This window comes from Nitratireductor mangrovi, from assembly GCF_007922615.2.
Taxonomy (GTDB): Bacteria; Pseudomonadota; Alphaproteobacteria; order Rhizobiales; family Rhizobiaceae; genus Mangrovimarina; species Mangrovimarina mangrovi.
Genome location: NZ_CP042301.2, coordinates 3,573,558 through 3,588,869, shown reverse-complemented (window position 1 = coordinate 3,588,869; position 15,312 = coordinate 3,573,558). Strand labels below are relative to the sequence as shown.

Here is a 15,312-nt window from a genome sequence, read left to right as displayed (position 1 = left end):
GGAGTATCCCATGCCGCTTGACGGAAAAATCGCCATCGTGACCGGTGCCGCGGGCGGCATCGGCTACGCCATCGCCGAGCGCTTTCTGCGCGAAAAGGCCAGGGTACTGATTGCGGACATCGATCCGGAGAAAGGCGGCAAGGCAGAGGCAGACCTCTCGCCGCTTGGTGAGGTGCGGTTCGTCAAGGCGGATGTGGGCAAGCGCCTCGACGTGCACAATCTGGTCGCTGCGGCGATCGACGGGTTTGGAGATATCGACATCCTCGTCAACAATGCCGGCATCGTGCATGGCGCCGATCTTCTCGACCTCAAGGAAGAGGATTTCGACCGTGTCCTCGACGTCAATTTGAAGGGTACCTTTCTGACCGGGCAGGCGGTGGCCCGCTACATGGTCGACAAGGTCAAGAGCGGCGGGACACCCGGCGCTATCGTCAACATGTCGTCGATCAACGCCGTGTTCGCGATCGCCAACCAGGTGCCCTACTCGGTCTCCAAGGGAGGTGTGAACCAGTTGACCAAGGCGATGGCGCTATCCTTGGCGCCGCACGGAATCCGGGTCAATGCCATCGGTCCAGGTTCGATCATGACGGAAATGCTGGCCAGCGTGAATGCCGACCCGGCTGCGCGCAACCGCATCCTGTCGCGCACGCCGATGGGCCGCATCGGGGAACCGTCGGAAATCGCTTCGATCGCGGCCTTTCTGGCTTCCGACGATGCCAGCTACATCACCGGCCAGACCATCTATGCCGATGGCGGCCGTCTGCCGCTCAACTACACGGTGCCGGTAAAGCACGACTGACGCTGCCGATCGCGGCAGGCTGCTGACGAAGGGCTGTCGGGAGCCCTGTGCGATGATGCCTTCATCGAAATCGACGGAGGCACGCCATGAACCCTTTCTCCCGTTCCCTGATCTCAGCCGTTGGCCATTTCGTGACCGAGTGGCGGGCCCTGCGCGACGTGGCGCGCACCGAGCGTATCCTTGGCGAATTGTCGCCGCATATCCGCAAGGATATCGGCTGGCCCGACGTGTTGCGCAAATCCTCCCCTGACGGGCCCGTCAGACATTGACCGGCCCGAGCTTCGATGGAGGAGGCGGCGGCATGACTCCGGAAAAGGCGATCGGCTTCGTGTTCATCGACCGGTTCGCTGACTGGGAGTATGGTTTCCTCTCCGCTTCCGCGGTCGAATGGTTCGGCGCGCGCGTGACGGCGATGACGCCGGGCGGTAGATCGGTGATCTCGGCGTCCGGCTTTGAAATGAAGGCCTTGCGCGGCCTTGGTCCTGCCGACGCGGACGGCCTCGACGCGCTGGCGGTAATCGGTTCCGATGGTTGGACGGCGCGCGACGTGCCCGACCTGTCAGGCCTGTTCGAAGCGGTCTCCGGGCGCGGCGGTGTGGTCGGCGGCATCTGCGCCGGAACTTTGCCGATGGCGCGAGCCGGACTGTTCGATGGTCGCCTCCACACAAGCAACGGCCGGGTCTGGATCGCCGACCACCTAGCCACCTATCGCGGCCAGGGTCACTACCGCGACGTGCCGCACGCGGTCGCCGACGGCAACATCATCTCCGCGCCCGGCACGGCGCCGGCGAGTTTCGCGCTGGCCTTTCTCGGAGCACTCTATCCGGGGGCGGCTGCCCAACTGGAGCAGATGCGAGCCCTCTTCGCGGCGGAACACGTCTCGCGCGAGGCTCAAACGGAAATGCACTCCTGACACTATGCTGTCAGCAGGAACATGTCACTCTCACCAGCTTGGAAGGAACCTGCCATGAACGCTTTCGTGCCCCAAAACGCCGTCGTATGGGCCGAGATCCCCGTGACCGACATGGACCGCGCCAAGGCGTTCTATGCGACCGTGCTGCAGAACGAGTTGACCGAGCAGAACGATGGCCCGAACCCGATGGCGGTCTTTGCTGCCGGGGACAAGGAGGCGATTGCGGGCCATCTCTATCCGGGCAAACCTGCGGCCCACGGCACCGGCAACACCATCCATCTCGCCGTGGCGGCGCCTCTGGAAGCGGCGCTCGAGCGGGTCACGGCCAGCGGTGGCAGCGTGATTTCGCCGGTGATCGCCATTCCGGCCGGCCGCTTTGCCTATTGTCTCGATCCCGACGGCAACAGCATCGGTCTGTTCAGTTCGTGACCGCACCGAATGGCGACGAGGAACGGGGCTGGCAAGGAAAAGGCGCCTGCGACCGGCCGCTGCAAACGGCTGCTGATCTGGTGGATCGGTGTGACCATGACTATCTTTCCGTCGCGGTCACCGAAAAGGTGCATGAGGCTTCGGGCGGGGAGCTTCCGGAAACGACATCACGCTTTGCAGGCGTGGTTTCGACATGAGGGTGCCGGTGACCGGGCGGCGGGCCTTCGAGGCCGCTCTCGTCGCCGGGCACCGAAACGAGAGGGCCTGCCCGATGAGACGTGCCGACAGACTGTTCCAGATCGTCCAGCATCTGCGAGGCGGGCGCCTCGTAACTGCCCGTATGCTGGGAGAGTGGCTTGAGGTATCCGAGCGTACCATCTACCGAGATATCGCGGACCTGCAATCGACCGGCGTGCCGATCGATGGCGAGGCCGGCGTCGGCTACATCATGCGTTCCGGCTACGAGTTGCCGCCGCTGATGTTCACCCGCGACGAGATCGTGGCGCTGGTCGCCGGGGCGCGCATGGTCCGCGCCTTCGGTGGTGCGGCGATGGCACGCTCGGCCGAGGAGGCGCTGGTCAAGATCGGCGCCGTCCTCCCCGACAATGAGCGAGACCGCATCGCGCGCACCGAAATTCACGCGCCGCTCTACGTCGTGTCGCAGAGCGACCGTGAATCGATCGACCGTATCGAGCGCTCCATCGAGGCGCGCACGGTGCTGACGCTCGACTATCGCGACGAGGGCGGGCGCAGCACGATGCGCGACGTGCGACCGCTCGGGCTATGGTTCTGGGGCAAGGTGTGGACGCTGGTCGCGTGGTGCGAGATGCGCGGCGATTTCCGCGCCTTCCGCATCGATCGCATCGCCACGCTCAAGGCGGCCGGCCGCACGTTCCGGCCCGAGCGCGGCAAGCAACTGGCCGATTTCTACCGCACGATGGAAATCCGCGAAGGCGAACCGCGCAGCGTGCCCGAGAAGAAGCCGGCCTGAGGAAAAAGCCATCAACCGGACTTGGTGGCGGGGGATGCAACACGGGGCCCGTGTCGGCCGACTCTGGCTGATGGTGTTGGCGCGATGCCGTACCATCGTCCACAGCGCGCTGAGGGGCGGTCATTCCGTGTGGCTTCGTCAGTGCTTGCGCGACAGCTCTTTCGTCGCCGCTTCGAGCCCGGCCAGCGTCAGCGGATACATGCGATTGGCGAAGATATCGCGCATCATGCCGATTGAGTGCGTGTAGCCCCAGTGCTTCTCCTGTACGGGGTTGAGCCAGACCGCGTTCGGCCACTGGTTGAGCACGCGCTGCAGCCAGAGGATGCCCGGTTCCTCGTTCCAGTGTTCCACCGAGCCACCCGGATAGGCGATCTCGTAAGGGCTCATCGAGGCGTCGCCGACAAAGATCGCCTTGTAGTCGTGGCCGTATTTGTGCAGCACGTCGAAGGTCGGAATGACCTCGGCATGCCGGCGGCGATTGTCCTTCCATACACCCTCATAGAGGCAGTTGTGGAAGTAGAAATATTCGAGCTGGCGGAACTCGGCCCGCGCCGCGGAGAAAAGCTCCTCGACAACGCGGATATGGTCGTCCATCGAACCGCCGACATCGAAGAACATCAGCAACTTGACCGCGTTGCGGCGTTCGGGGCGGGTCTGGACATCCAGGTAGCCGTGCTCGGCGGTTGCGTGGATGGTGCCGGGCAGGTCAAGCTCCTCATGCGCGCCTTCGCGCACCCAGCGGCGCAGGCGCTTCAGCGCCACCTTGATGTTGCGCGTGCCGAGTTCCACCGTGTCGTCGAAGTTTTTGAACTCGCGCTTGTCCCAGACCTTCACCGCGCGGCGGTGGCGGGATTCGTGCTGGCCGATGCGAACGCCCTCGGGATTGTAGCCATAAGCGCCGAAGGGGGACGTCCCGGCGGTGCCGATCCATTTCGAGCCGCCCTGGTGGCGACCCTGCTGCTCTTCGAGCCGCTTCTTCAGCGTCTCCATCAGCTTTTCGAAGCCGCCCATCGCCTCGACAAGCTTCTTTTCCTCCTCCGTGAGGTGTTTTTCCGCGAGCCGCCGCAGCCATTCCTCGGGAATTTCGGCAACGTCGACTGCGCCGTCGCCCGACACCGCCTCGACGCCCTTGAAGACATGCGAGAATACCCGGTCGAAGCGGTCGATATGGCGCTCGTCCTTCACCAGCGTCGAGCGCGCGAGGTAGTAGAAGCCTTCGACGTCATAGGTGACGAGATCGGCCTCCATGCCTTCGAGCAGGGTGAGATATTCGCGCAGCGAGACGGGAACGCGCGCGACTTTCAATTCGAGGAAGAAGGGGATGAACATCGGTGCAAACTAATTGGCCTCGGCTGCGTTGTCAGCCCGCAAAAACCGGTCACCCGACCTGTCGCCAGAGGCAGAGGGAATACATGCTGGAGTTGTATCTGGTGGATATTTGTCGGTACACTGGCAGCGTGGTTCTTGAAGCGACTACGCCAATGGCGTATATGAGAGGCAAGCCGCGTGGCGCTGAAGGTCAAGTTCGAATCGGCGGACGAATTCAAGCTTGCCTGGGCCGACTACGGGCTGTCCGAGGATGCGCTCAGCCTCTTGAAACGGAATATCGCGCGCAATCCGGTCATCGGAAAGGCGTCGAAAAATGACCCCCAGATCAGACGGTGCAGGTTCAGACAGCATGTCGTGGCGTATACTGTGCTCGATACCAATCTCGACAAGGGCGAGGTGGTCATATGGTTGCTGAACGTAACGCCCGCGCAGGAGCCGCAGTCGGCGCTCGGGCGCTGGAGCAGAAGGGCTCTGGCAGGCGCAGCCTGGGTCATGCGCTTCAGGCGCGGTGATCTTCCTGGAGATGATGATGACGAGTAACAGGCAAACCCATCGGCGAGTGCGCGAAGCCACGAAAGTCGAGGCGGACAAGGCCGAGGAGTCGCGACTCGACCGTGCGGTCCGCCAGATGATCGAGGTGGAGAGCGGGCGGCTTGCGCGACCCGAAGGCGGCAGTGTCGAAATCGTCGACGATCCGGACATCGGCGGCATCCGGCGTGATCTCGGTCTCACGCAGCAGGAACTGGCGGCCATGCTCGGCATGCCGATCGGCACCCTGCGCAACTGGGAGCAGGGCAGGCGGAAGCCGTCGAATGCGGGCAAGCTGGTGTTGCGGCTGCTGGCAGAAGCGCCCGGCGCAACAGGCGAGACGGTGAGCGGGGAAGTTGACGCCGCCACCATGACGATCGGACGAACGGAACTCGCTCAGGCGGTAGCAACGGCGGCGCATCTGACCGTCGGCGAGGCCCGTATCGTCGTGGAGACCGTGCTTGACGAGATCGCTACGGCGCTGGCGCATGGCCATTCCGTGAAGCTGAAGGGTTTCGGCGCATTCAGCGTCGCACGCCGCGAGGGCGGCAAGGCGCGCCATCCCCGTACAGGGGACATCGTCGAGGTCGCGCCCCGCAATGTCCCGAAGTTCATGCCTGGCAAAGGTCTGAAGGACGCTACCAACTAGAAGACGTGTCGATCGCCGGGCGCACCGCTCTCAGCGCTGGTATTTGATGAACGGGGTCAACCGCGCAATGCGATCGTAAAGCTGGCGCGCCGTCGTGTTAAATTCCTGGGTCATCCAGTAAACGCCGGCGGCATCCTGCCGGTCGGCAATGTCATAGACGGCTTCGATCAGGGCGCGGCCGATGCCTTTGCCGCGAACCTCGGGATCGGCGTAAAGGTCCTGCAGATAGCAGTTGTTCTTCTGCGACCAGCAAGTGCGGTGAAAGATATAGTGCACCAGCCCGACCGGCCGGTCGTCGGCGATGGCAATGAAGCCGTTCGGCTCGTACGCACCGGGGTCGAAAAGGCGCTTCCAGGTCGTTGCATAAACATCTTCCGGCACCGAGGTCTGGTAGAACTCCAGATAGGCGGTCCACATGCGCCGCCACTCGTCATGGTCATTTTCCTCGAGCGGGCGGATGGTGATGTCGGTCACGGTCGGGCTCCCTCCACGGCAGTCCGCACCCTTTGCCCGCAAGCCGCGGGCAGCAAGAGCCAGGCCGGGAGGAGCGGTTGCGCCTGCCCGGTGCAACGACCGTCAGCGCGGGAAGGATGCCAGTGCTGAGCGGGCGACCTCCTCGCCCCATTCCTGAACGAAATGGCCGGCATCGGGCAGCACCAGCGGCTCCGGGCATCCGCGGATCAGCTTGCGCATCGCCTGCATCACATCGACGCCAAGCACGGGATCCTGGGCGCCAATTGCCATGAAACTTTGCCCGCGCCAGGCCTCGCGCCAGAACTTCGCGGCCCGTTTCGAGGTCTCGACGCCATCCATGTCGGGGTCGGTCATCACCATCGCCGGGAAACGACGTACGCCTGCCTTGTAGGAGACGTCCGGGAAAGGAGCATCGTAGGCAGACGCTTCCGCATCGGTCAGATGCGGGCAAGACCGTTTCATCAGCTTGCCGACGGCAAGATCGGGATTGGCGGCCACATAGGCGCGCCATTGCATGAAGCCGTCGCTGGGGGCGACGCCGGTGGCAAGGGCGGTGTTCATGATGATCAGGCGGGCGAAACGTTCCGGCATTTCCATAGGCAAGGTCAGACCGAGCAAGCCGCCCCAGTCCTGGACCACGAGCGTGATGTTGCCGAGGTCCAGCCTTTCGATGAAGGCAAGCAACATGTCGCGGTGGAAATCGAACGTGAAGAGGCTATCGTCGGCCGGCTTGTCGGAACGGCCGAAGCCGGCAAAGTCCGGCGCCACCACGCGGCCGCCGGCGGCTGTGAACACTGGGATCATGCGCCTGTAGAGATAGGACCAGGTCGGCTCGCCATGCAGGCAGAGATAGGTGTGTTCGGCATTGCGCGGGCCTTCGTCGAGATAGTGGATGCGCAGTCCATCGAAGCGGGTCAGGCCGTCTGCGTAGTTTGGCGCGAAGGCGAAGCCGGGCAGATTGTCGAACCGGTCCTCCGGCGTGCGCAGGATGGTCATCGACGTTGCTCCCCCTGTTGCGGTTGAAGACGCTGCGTTTGCAGGCGCTACCCCTGCCGCCTGGCCATGAAGGCAAGTCGTTCGAACAGGTGCACGTCCTGTTCGTTTTTCAACAGCGCGCCGTGAAGCTTGGGCAACGCGTTCTTGGGGTCGGCACGCAGATCGGCCGGGTCGATGTCGTCCGCGACGAGAAGCCTGATCCAGTCGAGCGCCTCCGAGGTCGAGGGTTTTTTCTTCAGCCCCGGCACGTCGCGGATCTCGTAGAACTGGTTCAGTGCCGCGCGCACCAGGTTCTGCTTGATGCCTGGGTAGTGGACCTCGACGATTTGCGCCAGCGTTTCGGCCTCGGGGAAGCGGATGTAGTGGAAGAAGCAGCGGCGCAGAAACGCGTCCGGCAGTTCCTTCTCGTTGTTGGAGGTGATGACGACGATCGGGCGATGTCTCGCCTGGACCGTCTCGCCGGTCTCGTAGACGAAGAACTCCATGCGATCGAGTTCCTGCAGCAGGTCGTTGGGAAACTCGATGTCGGCCTTGTCGATCTCGTCGATCAGCAGCACCACCTTCCTGTCAGCCGCGAAGGCCTCCCACAGCTTGCCGCGCTTGATGTAGTTGGCGATGTCGTTGAAGCGCGCGTCGCCGAGCTGGCTGTCGCGCAGGCGCGAGACGGCGTCATATTCGTAGAGCCCCTGCTGCGCCTTGGTGGTCGACTTGACGTGCCACTCGATCAGGTCGAGGCCGAGTGCAGCGGCCATCTGGCGGGCCAGTTCGGTCTTGCCGGTGCCCGGCTCGCCCTTGACCAGCAACGGCCGCTCCAGCGCGATCGCCGCATTCACGGCCACCATCAGATCCTTGTCGGCGACATAGGCCGACGTGCCTTCAAAACGCATTCACACAGTCCCGGATAATTGTTCAGGTTTGGCGCAAACCGTAAGCAGGCGCGGTCGGAGGCGCAAGGTCCGTTGGCAGTGGAAATGCGCCTGGCAGGCTCTGGCGGACAACCCGCGCGGCGACTATATTCGGCGGCGACGGTCTGCGCCTCGCGGCAGGAGTAACATTCCCCGGGGCCTTATTGATCCCAAGGGAGCTGTCCCTGGCCGGGCTCGTGGGCTCGGACATACGGCGCCCACCTACTTTGTAGGCACCCGGGATCAACCTCTCCACCGGTGTGTGCGGATCGTCGCGCTTCCCCGATCGCCCGATACCATCCGCCCCGCGTGCCCGCTTGGTGGGTTCAGCGTCCCGAGCGCACCTCGGCCATGCGCCGTTCGGCAAGACCGCCATCGGTAACGGGCCGTTCGATCGATATGATGCGGATCGTGCGCTGGCGCAAGGAGCGCTCCGGCGGGCTGGCAGCGCGGTTGACAACCGCTTCGGTGCCCCGGTGCGCATCGGAGACGCTCGGCGACAGCCGGCCGCGCAATTGCGGCGCTTCCTGTGCGAAGGCGCCGGGCATCGTGCCTGCGAGGGCCAGTGCCGTAAGCAACAGTCGGTGCATGCCAGGTTCCTCATGCGTGCCCGAAGCTACTCATCGACGTTTTCGAGCCGACGGTCAAATCGAAGCTACCGGCGGTCTACACGGACCCGCGCCGGCTCACGGCCGACGCGGGCGCATCCAATTTTGAGATGTGTGGTCAGCGACCGGAATAGCGGTCGTCCTGGAACCGATCATACGGCCTTGGCGTGGGAGTCGGGACGCGCGTGGCTTCCCGGGCAAAAATCGACGCGACCGGATTGCGGTCGAGCCCCTGTCCAGTCCGTGGCCGGTCGCGGTTGTACTGCCGTTCCACGCTGGCGGAGAGATTGCCGATCAATTGCGGGGCTTCCTGGGCCACAGCGAGTGCGGGCAGTCCGGCAAGCAGCGCCGCCGACAAGAGAACGCGTTTCATCGTCTTCTTTCTTCTCAGTTGGAGGAGCACGAGAGCGTCGTAGGCCCGGCTCCAAGGGTTGGATCACAAAGCCGTTCTGGGCTTCGTTTGTCACGTGGGTGGCTCGGCGAACGCGTTCAATACAACAATGTTTGATCGAGGGCGTAAGCCGGCCTCGAGCCTCCGTGAGATGTGGGTAGCACCGCGTTGGCCAACGCATGCCTGCCGCGCGCCGGGAGACTTGACCACCGCCCGCGCTATGCAGTCTCCTCCGGGCGGGGATGGGGAGTTTCATGATGGAGCATCAGCGACTGAAACGACAACTGCGCGCCGCCGCACTTGCCCGGCGTGACGCGCTTGATCCGCAATGGCGTATCGAGGCCTCGCTGAGGATCGCCGAGTTCGGAGCGCGCGCCATCGCGATCGACCCCGGCGACGTCGTTTCGGGGTTCTGGCCGATGCGCTCGGAGGTCGATGTGCGGCCGCTGCTGTTTGCCTGCCGCGAGCAACTGGCGCGGCTGTGCCTGCCCGCCATTATCGACAAGACGACGATCGTGTTTCGCGAATTGTTGCGCGGCGCCCCGATGATCGACATGGGTTTTGGAACGATGGGCCCGACGGAGGACGCCGAGGTCCTGTGGCCGACAGTGATGCTGGTGCCGCTCGCCGCCTTCGACAGGCGCGGCCACCGCATCGGTTATGGTGCCGGCTACTACGACCGTGCGATCGCGCGCCTGCAGGAGAACGGCCACAGCCCAAGGCTGGTCGGCATCGCCTTCGACTGCCAGGAGGTCGAGGCCGTGCCCGACGAGGCTCACGATGTGGTCATCCCGGAGATCCTGACCGAAACCGGCTTGCACAATTTCGCCACCGCCCGCTAGATGGCCGCTCGCTTCCGGTGGCCGGCTCGTCCCGAGCTTCCGGTCGGGTGCGGTGTGTGCAGGTTGGACTGTATGAGGCTTCTTTTCCTGGGAGACATGGTGGGGCGGACCGGCCGTACGGCGGTATGGGAAAAGCTCCCGGGGCTGATATCCGACTTCAGGCTCGACTTCGTCATCGTCAATGGCGAAAACGCCGCCGGCGGCTTCGGTATCACCCAGGACATCTTCAAGACTACGCTCGAGGCCGGGGCCGATGTCGTGACCACAGGCAACCATGTCTGGGACCAGCGCGAGGCGCTTGAATTCGCGCCGCGCGAGGAACGCTTCCTGCGCCCCGCCAATTTTCCGCCCGGCACGCCGGGCCGCGGGACCGGCGTCTATGTCGCGCGCAACGGCGCCCGGGTCATGGTTTCCAACATCATGGGCCGCGTCTTCATGCATCCCGAACTCGACGATCCGTTCCAGGCCGCCGAGCGCGAGATCGCCGCTTGCCCGCTCGGCGAGCAGGTCGACGCGATGGTGTTCGACTTCCACGCCGAGGCGACCAGCGAAAAGATGTGCTTTGCGCATTTCGTCGACGGCCGTGCAAGCGTCGTTGTCGGTACCCATACCCATCATCCGACGGCCGACCACCAGATTCTCAATGGCGGCACCGCCTTCATGTCGGATGCTGGCATGTGCGGCGACTATGATTCCTCGCTCGGCATGGACAAGGAGGAGCCGCTCAACCGCTTCCTCTACAAGGTGCCGAAGGGCCGCTTCGAGGCCGCCGCGGGACCGGCCACGATCTGCGGGCTGGGCGTGGAGATTTCCGACCGTACAGGGCTTGCCGAGAAGGTGGCGCCGCTCAGGCTGGGGCCTCGGCTGGAGGAGACCGTACCGTCCTTCTGGAACGGGCATTGACCCTCAAAGCCGCCGCGAATACGTCTGGAACCCTTCCGTCCTGACAAGCGAGGGTCTTCGACGATGGCGATCATGGAGTTTCTGGCGCCGCATTTTGCGTGGCTTTCCGATCCGGCCGGCTGGGTGGCGCTGGCGACGCTGGTGGTGCTTGAGGTGGTGCTCGGCATCGACAACCTGATCTTCATCTCGATCCTGACCAACAAGCTGCCGCAGGAGCACCAGAAGATGGCGCGGCGGCTGGGCATCGGCGCCGCGCTGGTGCTGCGGCTGGTGCTGTTGGCGACGATCTCGTTTATCGTCCAACTCACCACGCCGGTGTTTGAACTCTTCGACCACGGCTTTTCCTGGCGTGACCTGATCCTGATCGCGGGCGGGCTGTTCCTGGTCTGGAAGGCGACCAAGGAGATCCATCATTCCGTCGATCCCGAAGACCCCAAGGACAACATGCTCGGGCGCGCGGCGACGATGACCGTGGGCGCCGCCATCTTCCAGATCCTGCTGCTCGATCTGGTGTTCTCGATCGATTCGATCATCACCGCCGTTGGCATGACCGACGAGATCGCCATCATGTACATCGCGGTGATTGCAGCCGTGACGGTGATGCTGATCGCGGCCGAGCCGCTGTCACGCTTCATCGCCAAGAACCCGACCATCGTCATGCTGGCACTGGGCTTCCTGCTGATGATCGGCACGACGCTGATCGCCGACGGCTTCGGCTTCCACGTGCCGAAAGGCTACATCTACGCCGCCATGGGCTTTTCGGCGCTTGTCGAGGCGCTGAACATGCTGGCCCGGCGCAAGCGGGTGCTCGACAAGGCGAACGCGGCCAAGGAGCAACCTGGTGGCTAGATGTCTTCTCCGACCGGTCCGGGCGGCTCGGGCAGGAGCATGGAACGCTCCTTGAGCCAGGGATGGATGCCCACGGCTCGGCGCAGCGCCTCCTGCGCGAGCCGTGGGCGGCCCTGCTGCATCAGGATGATCGCCTTGCCGGCAAGCGCGGCGAAATGTTTCGGCTCCAGCTCGAGGGCGTGGTCGATGTCTTGCAGCGATTCGTCGAGATTGCCCTGAAGGAAGTGAATGAAGGCGCGCTGGTTCCAGCCTTCGGCATAGCCGGGCGCCGCCCTGACCACCTCGTCGAGAATGTCGCGGGCGCGGGCAAAATCGTAGCCGTCGCGCGCCGACATTGCCTCGGCGACATCCCGGCGGATCGCCGCCGTCGGCGCCTCGGCCATCCACAAACGCCAGATCGCGTCTTCGACGGCGCGGCCCTGCTGCTCGGTCGGAGCCGATTCCAGTTCCGCGAACAGGCGTGCGCGCTCTTCCGATAGCGCGTCGGCATCTTGCGCGGCGGCGGTCGTGATCCCCGCGGCGATGGCGAGGACCAGGGCGATTGCAAGCCGCATCAGACGCCGTCGAGGATCAGGATGGTCGGCCGGCGCGGCAAGGTCCTGAGCGATACGGTGAAGCTGCGCTCGGGCCTGAAGTCGGTGGCGAAGTCCTCGCCCATCATCGCCAGGAACTCGCCGATCGGGGTCGAATGCCGGTGCATGGGCAGCACGATCGACGAATAGAGCCGCTCGGCGATCTGGCTCATATTGACCAACGACTGGGTCATGCCGCCGTCGACCGGCACCATCAGGATGTCGAGGCGCCCGATCGCTGCGTAGTGGGCGTCGGTCAGGTCGTGGTGCAAGTGGCCGAGATGGCCGATGCACAGGTCGGCGACCTCGAAGATGAAGATCGAGTTGCCGTCCTTCTCCATGGCACCGAAGCGGCGGATGTCTGTCGGCACGTTGCGGACATAGACGTCGTCGACGACAAGCGCGTGGCGAGCCGGCCCGTCGCCTTCCGGATTCCAGCCGGGCAGCACATGTTCGATCCCGGGGTCCGGGTTTGGCGTAAAGTGGGTGCGGTGGGCCTTGTTCATGGTCACCACGCGCGGCAGCGGGTCGCGCCCGTAGATGCCCGAATAGTCTGTGGCGATGCGCACGCCTTTCGGCGTCTCGATGACGTAGGTCGAATGGCCGGCATAGGTGATGGTGACCTCGTCGGTCGCCGCGGTGGAGCCGGCGGGCGTGAACGACGCCAGCATCACCGACGGCAGCGCCTGCGCGATGGCGAGGCATTTCGAGGGCACGGGGTCGTTTTCCTGGGCCACGGCGAGGGCCGGCGCCGCCAGGAACAGGATCAGGAATGCGGCCATGCGCAGAAGGGTCATGATGGGCTCCTTTGCGTCCGCTTGCGAGTGCCGCATTAGCGCATGGAGAGGCGGGCGCGCGTAGTCACGATTTCGAGAGCGCTCGGCTGGCTGCTTCTGGACCTCAAAGCACGAAATATCTATAAGGCGCGCCAAATCCGCAGAAAAGCAACGACAGGGGCGCCATGGCCGGCCATTCTCAGTTCAAGAACATCATGCATCGCAAGGGACGCCAGGACGCGGCGCGCTCCAAGATGTTCTCCAAGCTCGCGCGCGAGATCACGGTTGCGGCCAAGCAGGGCATGCCCGATCCGGACATGAACCCGAGGCTGAGGCTGGCGGTGCAGAACGCCAAGGCGCAGTCGATGCCGAAGGACAACATCCAGCGTGCCATCAACAAGGCCTCTGGCGGCGATTCCGAAAATTACGAGGAAGTGCGCTACGAAGGTTACGGGCCGGGCGGGGTGGCCGTCATCGTCGAGGCGCTGACAGACAACCGCAACCGCTCGGCCTCCAATGTGCGCGCCGCCTTCACCAAGGCAGGCGGCTCGCTGGGCGAGACCGGCTCGGTCGCCTTCATGTGGGACCGGGTCGGCGAGATCGTCTATCCGGCCGCGGCGGGCGACGCCGAGAAGGTGATGGAGGCAGCGATCGAGGCGGGTGCGGAGGACGTCCAGTCCGACGAGCACGGCCACACCATCCTGTGCGCCTTCGAGGATATCGGCGACGTATCGAAATCGCTGGAGGCCGCCCTCGGCGAGGCCGAATCGGTCAAGACCATTTGGCGACCGCAGAACACGGTGCCGGTCGACGAGGACCGGGCGCAGTCGCTGATGAAGCTGATCGCCGTGCTCGAGGACGACGACGACGTGCAGAACGTCTACGCCAATTTCGAGGTCGACGACGAGACGCTGGCCAAGCTGAGCGCCGCGTGAGTGACGATGTCTCACGGTCGCAACAAGTATCAATCGCGCGAAAGTCGAGGCCGTGTACGCGAAGTGTTCCTTCGTGATTGGGATCCGATGGGCATCTCAGACTTCCCGGGCTTTGACCATGAGTACGACAACTACGCCGACAGAGCCTATGTCATGCTGATGGATGAGAACGCAGGAACAGAAGAGATATACTCGTACCTTGTCGAAATCGCGTTTGGCCATATGGGGCTGACAGGGACGCCCAAGCTTCGGGCGAGGTGCCGAACAGCTGCGGAACGGTTGGTGTTTCTTCGCCCAGAATTCCTGACGCATTAGCATGGCGGAGAACATACGCCCGGCAGTCCGCATTACCTATTGCACCCAATGCCAATGGCTCTTGCGCGCGGCCTGGATGGCGCAGGAACTGCTGTCGACCTTCGGCGCCGATCTGGGTGAGGTGACCCTGGTGCCCGGCACCGGCGGTGCGTTCGAGATCACGCTCGACGGCGAGACGATCTGGGAACGCAAGCGTGACGGCGGCTTTCCCGAGGCCAAGGTGCTGAAGCAGCGCGTGCGCGACCGGGTGTGGCCGGAGCGCGATCTGGGCCACAGCGATCGGTGAGGAGCGGCGGCGGGACACGTGGCGGTTGACGCTCCGATGCCAGACGGCTACGGGCGATCATGGAAACCGTTGAACCCAAGAAATCCCGAGTGTCGGTGCGAAAGCGGGCGGAGGCAATCAGGTCGTTTCGCTGCAAGAACCTTGTTGCCGTCATCGAAGACCCGAACGACATCAAGAACATCGGGACGGTGATACGAAACGTAAACGCGCTCGGTGTCGAGAAGGTCTACATCGTCGATCCGCGCAAGGCACTTCCCGACGACTGGCAGGACATGCGTGAGCGGAAGGGGCTTTCTGCGACATCGGTCTCTGCTGTCAAATGGACCTTTGTGAAGCGTTTCGACAGCACCGAAGCGTGCCTTGCCCACTTGGCGAAGCATGGTTTTGTGTCGATCGTCACGTCACCACATGTGAAGGGCAAGACCAATGTCTACCTGCACGAAGGCGACTACACGCTGCACACGAAGCTTGCCGTCTGGTTCGGCAACGAGAAACGCGGGATCAGCGATCTTGCGGTCGAGCACAGCGAGATGTGCGTGGCGATCCCGATGTTCGGCATGATTGAGAGCCTCAATCTCGGGACCAGTTCCGGCATAGTCCTCTACGAGGTCGCGAAACAGCGACGCCAGTATCAGAGCCAATACCGGCGTCGCAAGCGGAAGGGCAAACGGACCGAGCCGCTGCCGACGGTGATGCCGCGCGAAGGCGAGCCGTTTTCCGCCGGCTGATCCGGACGGGAAATGGCGCCGCACCTCGTGTGTGCATCAAAAAATCTTCTGATGCACACTGCTTAGTGCTGGGCGGCTCGCGGCGTTGGTTTGA

21 protein-coding genes and 1 other RNA gene are annotated in these 15,312 nt (G+C 63.9%); 14 read left to right on the top strand and 8 right to left on the bottom strand.

Going from position 1 to position 15,312, the window contains the following annotated elements:
• Window positions 1–10 precede the first annotated feature (10 nt).
• The 5 genes from FQ775_RS17495 (at window position 11) to FQ775_RS17475 (ending at window position 3,132) form a co-directional block, all read left to right on the top strand.
• Complete coding sequence (locus FQ775_RS17495) at window positions 11–799, top strand: SDR family NAD(P)-dependent oxidoreductase (RefSeq protein WP_146298666.1); 789 nt, start codon at window positions 11–13, stop codon at window positions 797–799.
• Between the two features lie 86 nt (window positions 800–885).
• A complete protein-coding gene (locus FQ775_RS17490; RefSeq protein ID WP_146298665.1) occupies window positions 886–1,068 on the top strand; it encodes a hypothetical protein in 183 nt (60 codons plus the stop codon).
• Between the two features lie 32 nt (window positions 1,069–1,100).
• Window positions 1,101–1,712, top strand: coding sequence for a DJ-1/PfpI family protein (locus FQ775_RS17485; protein WP_146298664.1), 612 nt, complete (start codon window positions 1,101–1,103; stop codon window positions 1,710–1,712).
• A gap of 54 nt (window positions 1,713–1,766) precedes the next feature.
• Window positions 1,767–2,141, top strand: coding sequence for a VOC family protein (locus FQ775_RS17480; RefSeq protein WP_146298663.1), 375 nt, complete (start codon window positions 1,767–1,769; stop codon window positions 2,139–2,141).
• Window positions 2,142–2,412: 271 nt separating this feature from the next.
• Complete coding sequence (locus FQ775_RS17475) at window positions 2,413–3,132, top strand: helix-turn-helix transcriptional regulator (protein WP_146298662.1); 720 nt, start codon at window positions 2,413–2,415, stop codon at window positions 3,130–3,132.
• 138 nt (window positions 3,133–3,270) lie between these two features.
• On the opposite strand, the gene FQ775_RS17470 is transcribed toward FQ775_RS17475, so the two are convergent.
• Window positions 3,271–4,461 carry a vWA domain-containing protein gene (locus tag FQ775_RS17470; RefSeq protein ID WP_146298661.1) on the bottom strand — a complete coding sequence of 397 codons (1,191 nt, stop codon included), beginning with the start codon at window positions 4,459–4,461 and terminating at the stop codon, window positions 3,271–3,273.
• A gap of 177 nt (window positions 4,462–4,638) precedes the next feature.
• Between FQ775_RS17470 and FQ775_RS17465 the strand changes: the two genes are divergently transcribed.
• Together FQ775_RS17465 and FQ775_RS17460 are read left to right on the top strand one after the other, a co-directional pair.
• The gene (locus FQ775_RS17465) at window positions 4,639–5,001 is read left to right on the top strand and encodes a hypothetical protein (RefSeq protein ID WP_146298660.1); all 363 of its coding nucleotides are present in this window, start codon (window positions 4,639–4,641) and stop codon (window positions 4,999–5,001) included.
• The gene (locus FQ775_RS17460; RefSeq protein ID WP_167813033.1) at window positions 4,991–5,638 is read left to right on the top strand and encodes an HU family DNA-binding protein; all 648 of its coding nucleotides are present in this window, start codon (window positions 4,991–4,993) and stop codon (window positions 5,636–5,638) included. The genes FQ775_RS17465 and FQ775_RS17460 overlap by 11 nt, the downstream gene beginning before the upstream one ends.
• Before the next feature lie 30 nt (window positions 5,639–5,668).
• Here the strand turns inward: FQ775_RS17460 and FQ775_RS17455 are convergent, their stop codons facing one another.
• From FQ775_RS17455 to FQ775_RS17445, 3 genes are all read right to left on the bottom strand, one after another.
• A complete protein-coding gene (locus FQ775_RS17455) occupies window positions 5,669–6,112 on the bottom strand; it encodes a GNAT family N-acetyltransferase (RefSeq protein ID WP_146298658.1) in 444 nt (147 codons plus the stop codon).
• A 102-nt stretch (window positions 6,113–6,214) separates the two neighbouring features.
• Window positions 6,215–7,108 (bottom strand): haloalkane dehalogenase, encoded by an 894-nt coding sequence (locus FQ775_RS17450; protein WP_146298657.1) that lies wholly within the window; start codon window positions 7,106–7,108, stop codon window positions 6,215–6,217.
• Between the two features lie 47 nt (window positions 7,109–7,155).
• Complete coding sequence (locus tag FQ775_RS17445) at window positions 7,156–7,995, bottom strand: AAA family ATPase (RefSeq protein ID WP_146298656.1); 840 nt, start codon at window positions 7,993–7,995, stop codon at window positions 7,156–7,158.
• A gap of 137 nt (window positions 7,996–8,132) precedes the next feature.
• Here FQ775_RS17445 and ssrS point away from each other — a divergent pair.
• Window positions 8,133–8,288: non-coding RNA, 6S RNA (gene ssrS / locus FQ775_RS17440), on the top strand.
• Window positions 8,289–8,339: 51 nt separating this feature from the next.
• Here the strand turns inward: ssrS and FQ775_RS17435 are convergent.
• Both FQ775_RS17435 and FQ775_RS17430 read right to left on the bottom strand, forming a co-directional pair.
• Complete coding sequence (locus tag FQ775_RS17435) at window positions 8,340–8,603, bottom strand: hypothetical protein (RefSeq protein WP_146298655.1); 264 nt, start codon at window positions 8,601–8,603, stop codon at window positions 8,340–8,342.
• Between the two features lie 136 nt (window positions 8,604–8,739).
• Entirely contained in the window at window positions 8,740–8,994 is a 255-nt protein-coding gene (locus FQ775_RS17430) for a hypothetical protein (RefSeq protein ID WP_146298654.1), read from the bottom strand.
• Window positions 8,995–9,266: 272 nt separating this feature from the next.
• On the opposite strand from FQ775_RS17430, the gene FQ775_RS17425 reads away from it, so the two are divergent.
• The 3 genes from FQ775_RS17425 (at window position 9,267) to FQ775_RS17415 (ending at window position 11,606) form a co-directional block, all read left to right on the top strand.
• Entirely contained in the window at window positions 9,267–9,854 is a 588-nt protein-coding gene (locus tag FQ775_RS17425) for a 5-formyltetrahydrofolate cyclo-ligase (protein ID WP_146298653.1), read from the top strand.
• A 72-nt stretch (window positions 9,855–9,926) separates the two neighbouring features.
• A complete protein-coding gene (locus tag FQ775_RS17420; protein WP_146298652.1) occupies window positions 9,927–10,757 on the top strand; it encodes a TIGR00282 family metallophosphoesterase in 831 nt (276 codons plus the stop codon).
• A 63-nt stretch (window positions 10,758–10,820) separates the two neighbouring features.
• Window positions 10,821–11,606, top strand: a complete 786-nt coding sequence (locus FQ775_RS17415) for a TerC family protein (RefSeq protein ID WP_146298651.1) — start codon at window positions 10,821–10,823, stop codon at window positions 11,604–11,606.
• Here the strand turns inward: FQ775_RS17415 and FQ775_RS17410 are convergent.
• Window positions 11,603–12,160, bottom strand: coding sequence for a tetratricopeptide repeat protein (locus FQ775_RS17410; protein WP_146298650.1), 558 nt, complete (start codon window positions 12,158–12,160; stop codon window positions 11,603–11,605). The genes FQ775_RS17415 and FQ775_RS17410 overlap by 4 nt on opposite strands.
• On the bottom strand, window positions 12,160–12,975 hold the full coding sequence (locus tag FQ775_RS17405; protein ID WP_146298649.1) for an MBL fold metallo-hydrolase: 816 nt from the start codon (window positions 12,973–12,975) through the stop codon (window positions 12,160–12,162). The genes FQ775_RS17410 and FQ775_RS17405 overlap by 1 nt, the downstream gene beginning before the upstream one ends.
• A gap of 164 nt (window positions 12,976–13,139) precedes the next feature.
• Between FQ775_RS17405 and FQ775_RS17400 the strand changes: the two genes are divergently transcribed.
• From FQ775_RS17400 to FQ775_RS17390, 3 genes are all read left to right on the top strand, one after another.
• Complete coding sequence (locus FQ775_RS17400; protein ID WP_146298648.1) at window positions 13,140–13,889, top strand: YebC/PmpR family DNA-binding transcriptional regulator; 750 nt, start codon at window positions 13,140–13,142, stop codon at window positions 13,887–13,889.
• Window positions 13,890–14,205: 316 nt separating this feature from the next.
• Complete coding sequence (locus FQ775_RS17395; RefSeq protein ID WP_146298647.1) at window positions 14,206–14,490, top strand: Rdx family protein; 285 nt, start codon at window positions 14,206–14,208, stop codon at window positions 14,488–14,490.
• An 89-nt stretch (window positions 14,491–14,579) separates the two neighbouring features.
• On the top strand, window positions 14,580–15,218 hold the full coding sequence (locus FQ775_RS17390; RefSeq protein ID WP_206064775.1) for a TrmH family RNA methyltransferase: 639 nt from the start codon (window positions 14,580–14,582) through the stop codon (window positions 15,216–15,218).
• Window positions 15,219–15,312 lie beyond the last annotated feature (94 nt).

Excerpts from the sequence above, each read along its gene's own strand:
- FQ775_RS17410 (WP_146298650.1), bottom strand. The coding sequence starts at position 12,160 with ATGCGGCTTGCAATCGCCCTGGTCCTCGCCATCGCCGCGGGGATCACG.
- FQ775_RS17435 (WP_146298655.1), bottom strand. The coding sequence starts at position 8,603 with ATGCACCGACTGTTGCTTACGGCACTGGCCCTCGCAGGCACGATGCCC.
- FQ775_RS17450 (WP_146298657.1), bottom strand. The coding sequence starts at position 7,108 with ATGACCATCCTGCGCACGCCGGAGGACCGGTTCGACAATCTGCCCGGC.
- FQ775_RS17415 (WP_146298651.1), top strand. The coding sequence starts at position 10,821 with ATGGCGATCATGGAGTTTCTGGCGCCGCATTTTGCGTGGCTTTCCGAT.
- FQ775_RS17460 (WP_167813033.1), top strand. The coding sequence starts at position 4,991 with ATGACGAGTAACAGGCAAACCCATCGGCGAGTGCGCGAAGCCACGAAA.
- FQ775_RS17475 (WP_146298662.1), top strand. The coding sequence starts at position 2,413 with ATGAGACGTGCCGACAGACTGTTCCAGATCGTCCAGCATCTGCGAGGC.
- FQ775_RS17400 (WP_146298648.1), top strand. The coding sequence starts at position 13,140 with ATGGCCGGCCATTCTCAGTTCAAGAACATCATGCATCGCAAGGGACGC.
- FQ775_RS17470 (WP_146298661.1), bottom strand. The coding sequence starts at position 4,461 with ATGTTCATCCCCTTCTTCCTCGAATTGAAAGTCGCGCGCGTTCCCGTC.
- FQ775_RS17495 (WP_146298666.1), top strand. The coding sequence starts at position 11 with ATGCCGCTTGACGGAAAAATCGCCATCGTGACCGGTGCCGCGGGCGGC.
- FQ775_RS17420 (WP_146298652.1), top strand. The coding sequence starts at position 9,927 with ATGAGGCTTCTTTTCCTGGGAGACATGGTGGGGCGGACCGGCCGTACG.
- FQ775_RS17405 (WP_146298649.1), bottom strand. The coding sequence starts at position 12,975 with ATGACCCTTCTGCGCATGGCCGCATTCCTGATCCTGTTCCTGGCGGCG.
- FQ775_RS17480 (WP_146298663.1), top strand. The coding sequence starts at position 1,767 with ATGAACGCTTTCGTGCCCCAAAACGCCGTCGTATGGGCCGAGATCCCC.
- FQ775_RS17490 (WP_146298665.1), top strand. The coding sequence starts at position 886 with ATGAACCCTTTCTCCCGTTCCCTGATCTCAGCCGTTGGCCATTTCGTG.
- FQ775_RS17445 (WP_146298656.1), bottom strand. The coding sequence starts at position 7,995 with ATGCGTTTTGAAGGCACGTCGGCCTATGTCGCCGACAAGGATCTGATG.
- FQ775_RS17485 (WP_146298664.1), top strand. The coding sequence starts at position 1,101 with ATGACTCCGGAAAAGGCGATCGGCTTCGTGTTCATCGACCGGTTCGCT.
- FQ775_RS17430 (WP_146298654.1), bottom strand. The coding sequence starts at position 8,994 with ATGAAACGCGTTCTCTTGTCGGCGGCGCTGCTTGCCGGACTGCCCGCA.
- FQ775_RS17395 (WP_146298647.1), top strand. The coding sequence starts at position 14,206 with ATGGCGGAGAACATACGCCCGGCAGTCCGCATTACCTATTGCACCCAA.
- FQ775_RS17425 (WP_146298653.1), top strand. The coding sequence starts at position 9,267 with ATGATGGAGCATCAGCGACTGAAACGACAACTGCGCGCCGCCGCACTT.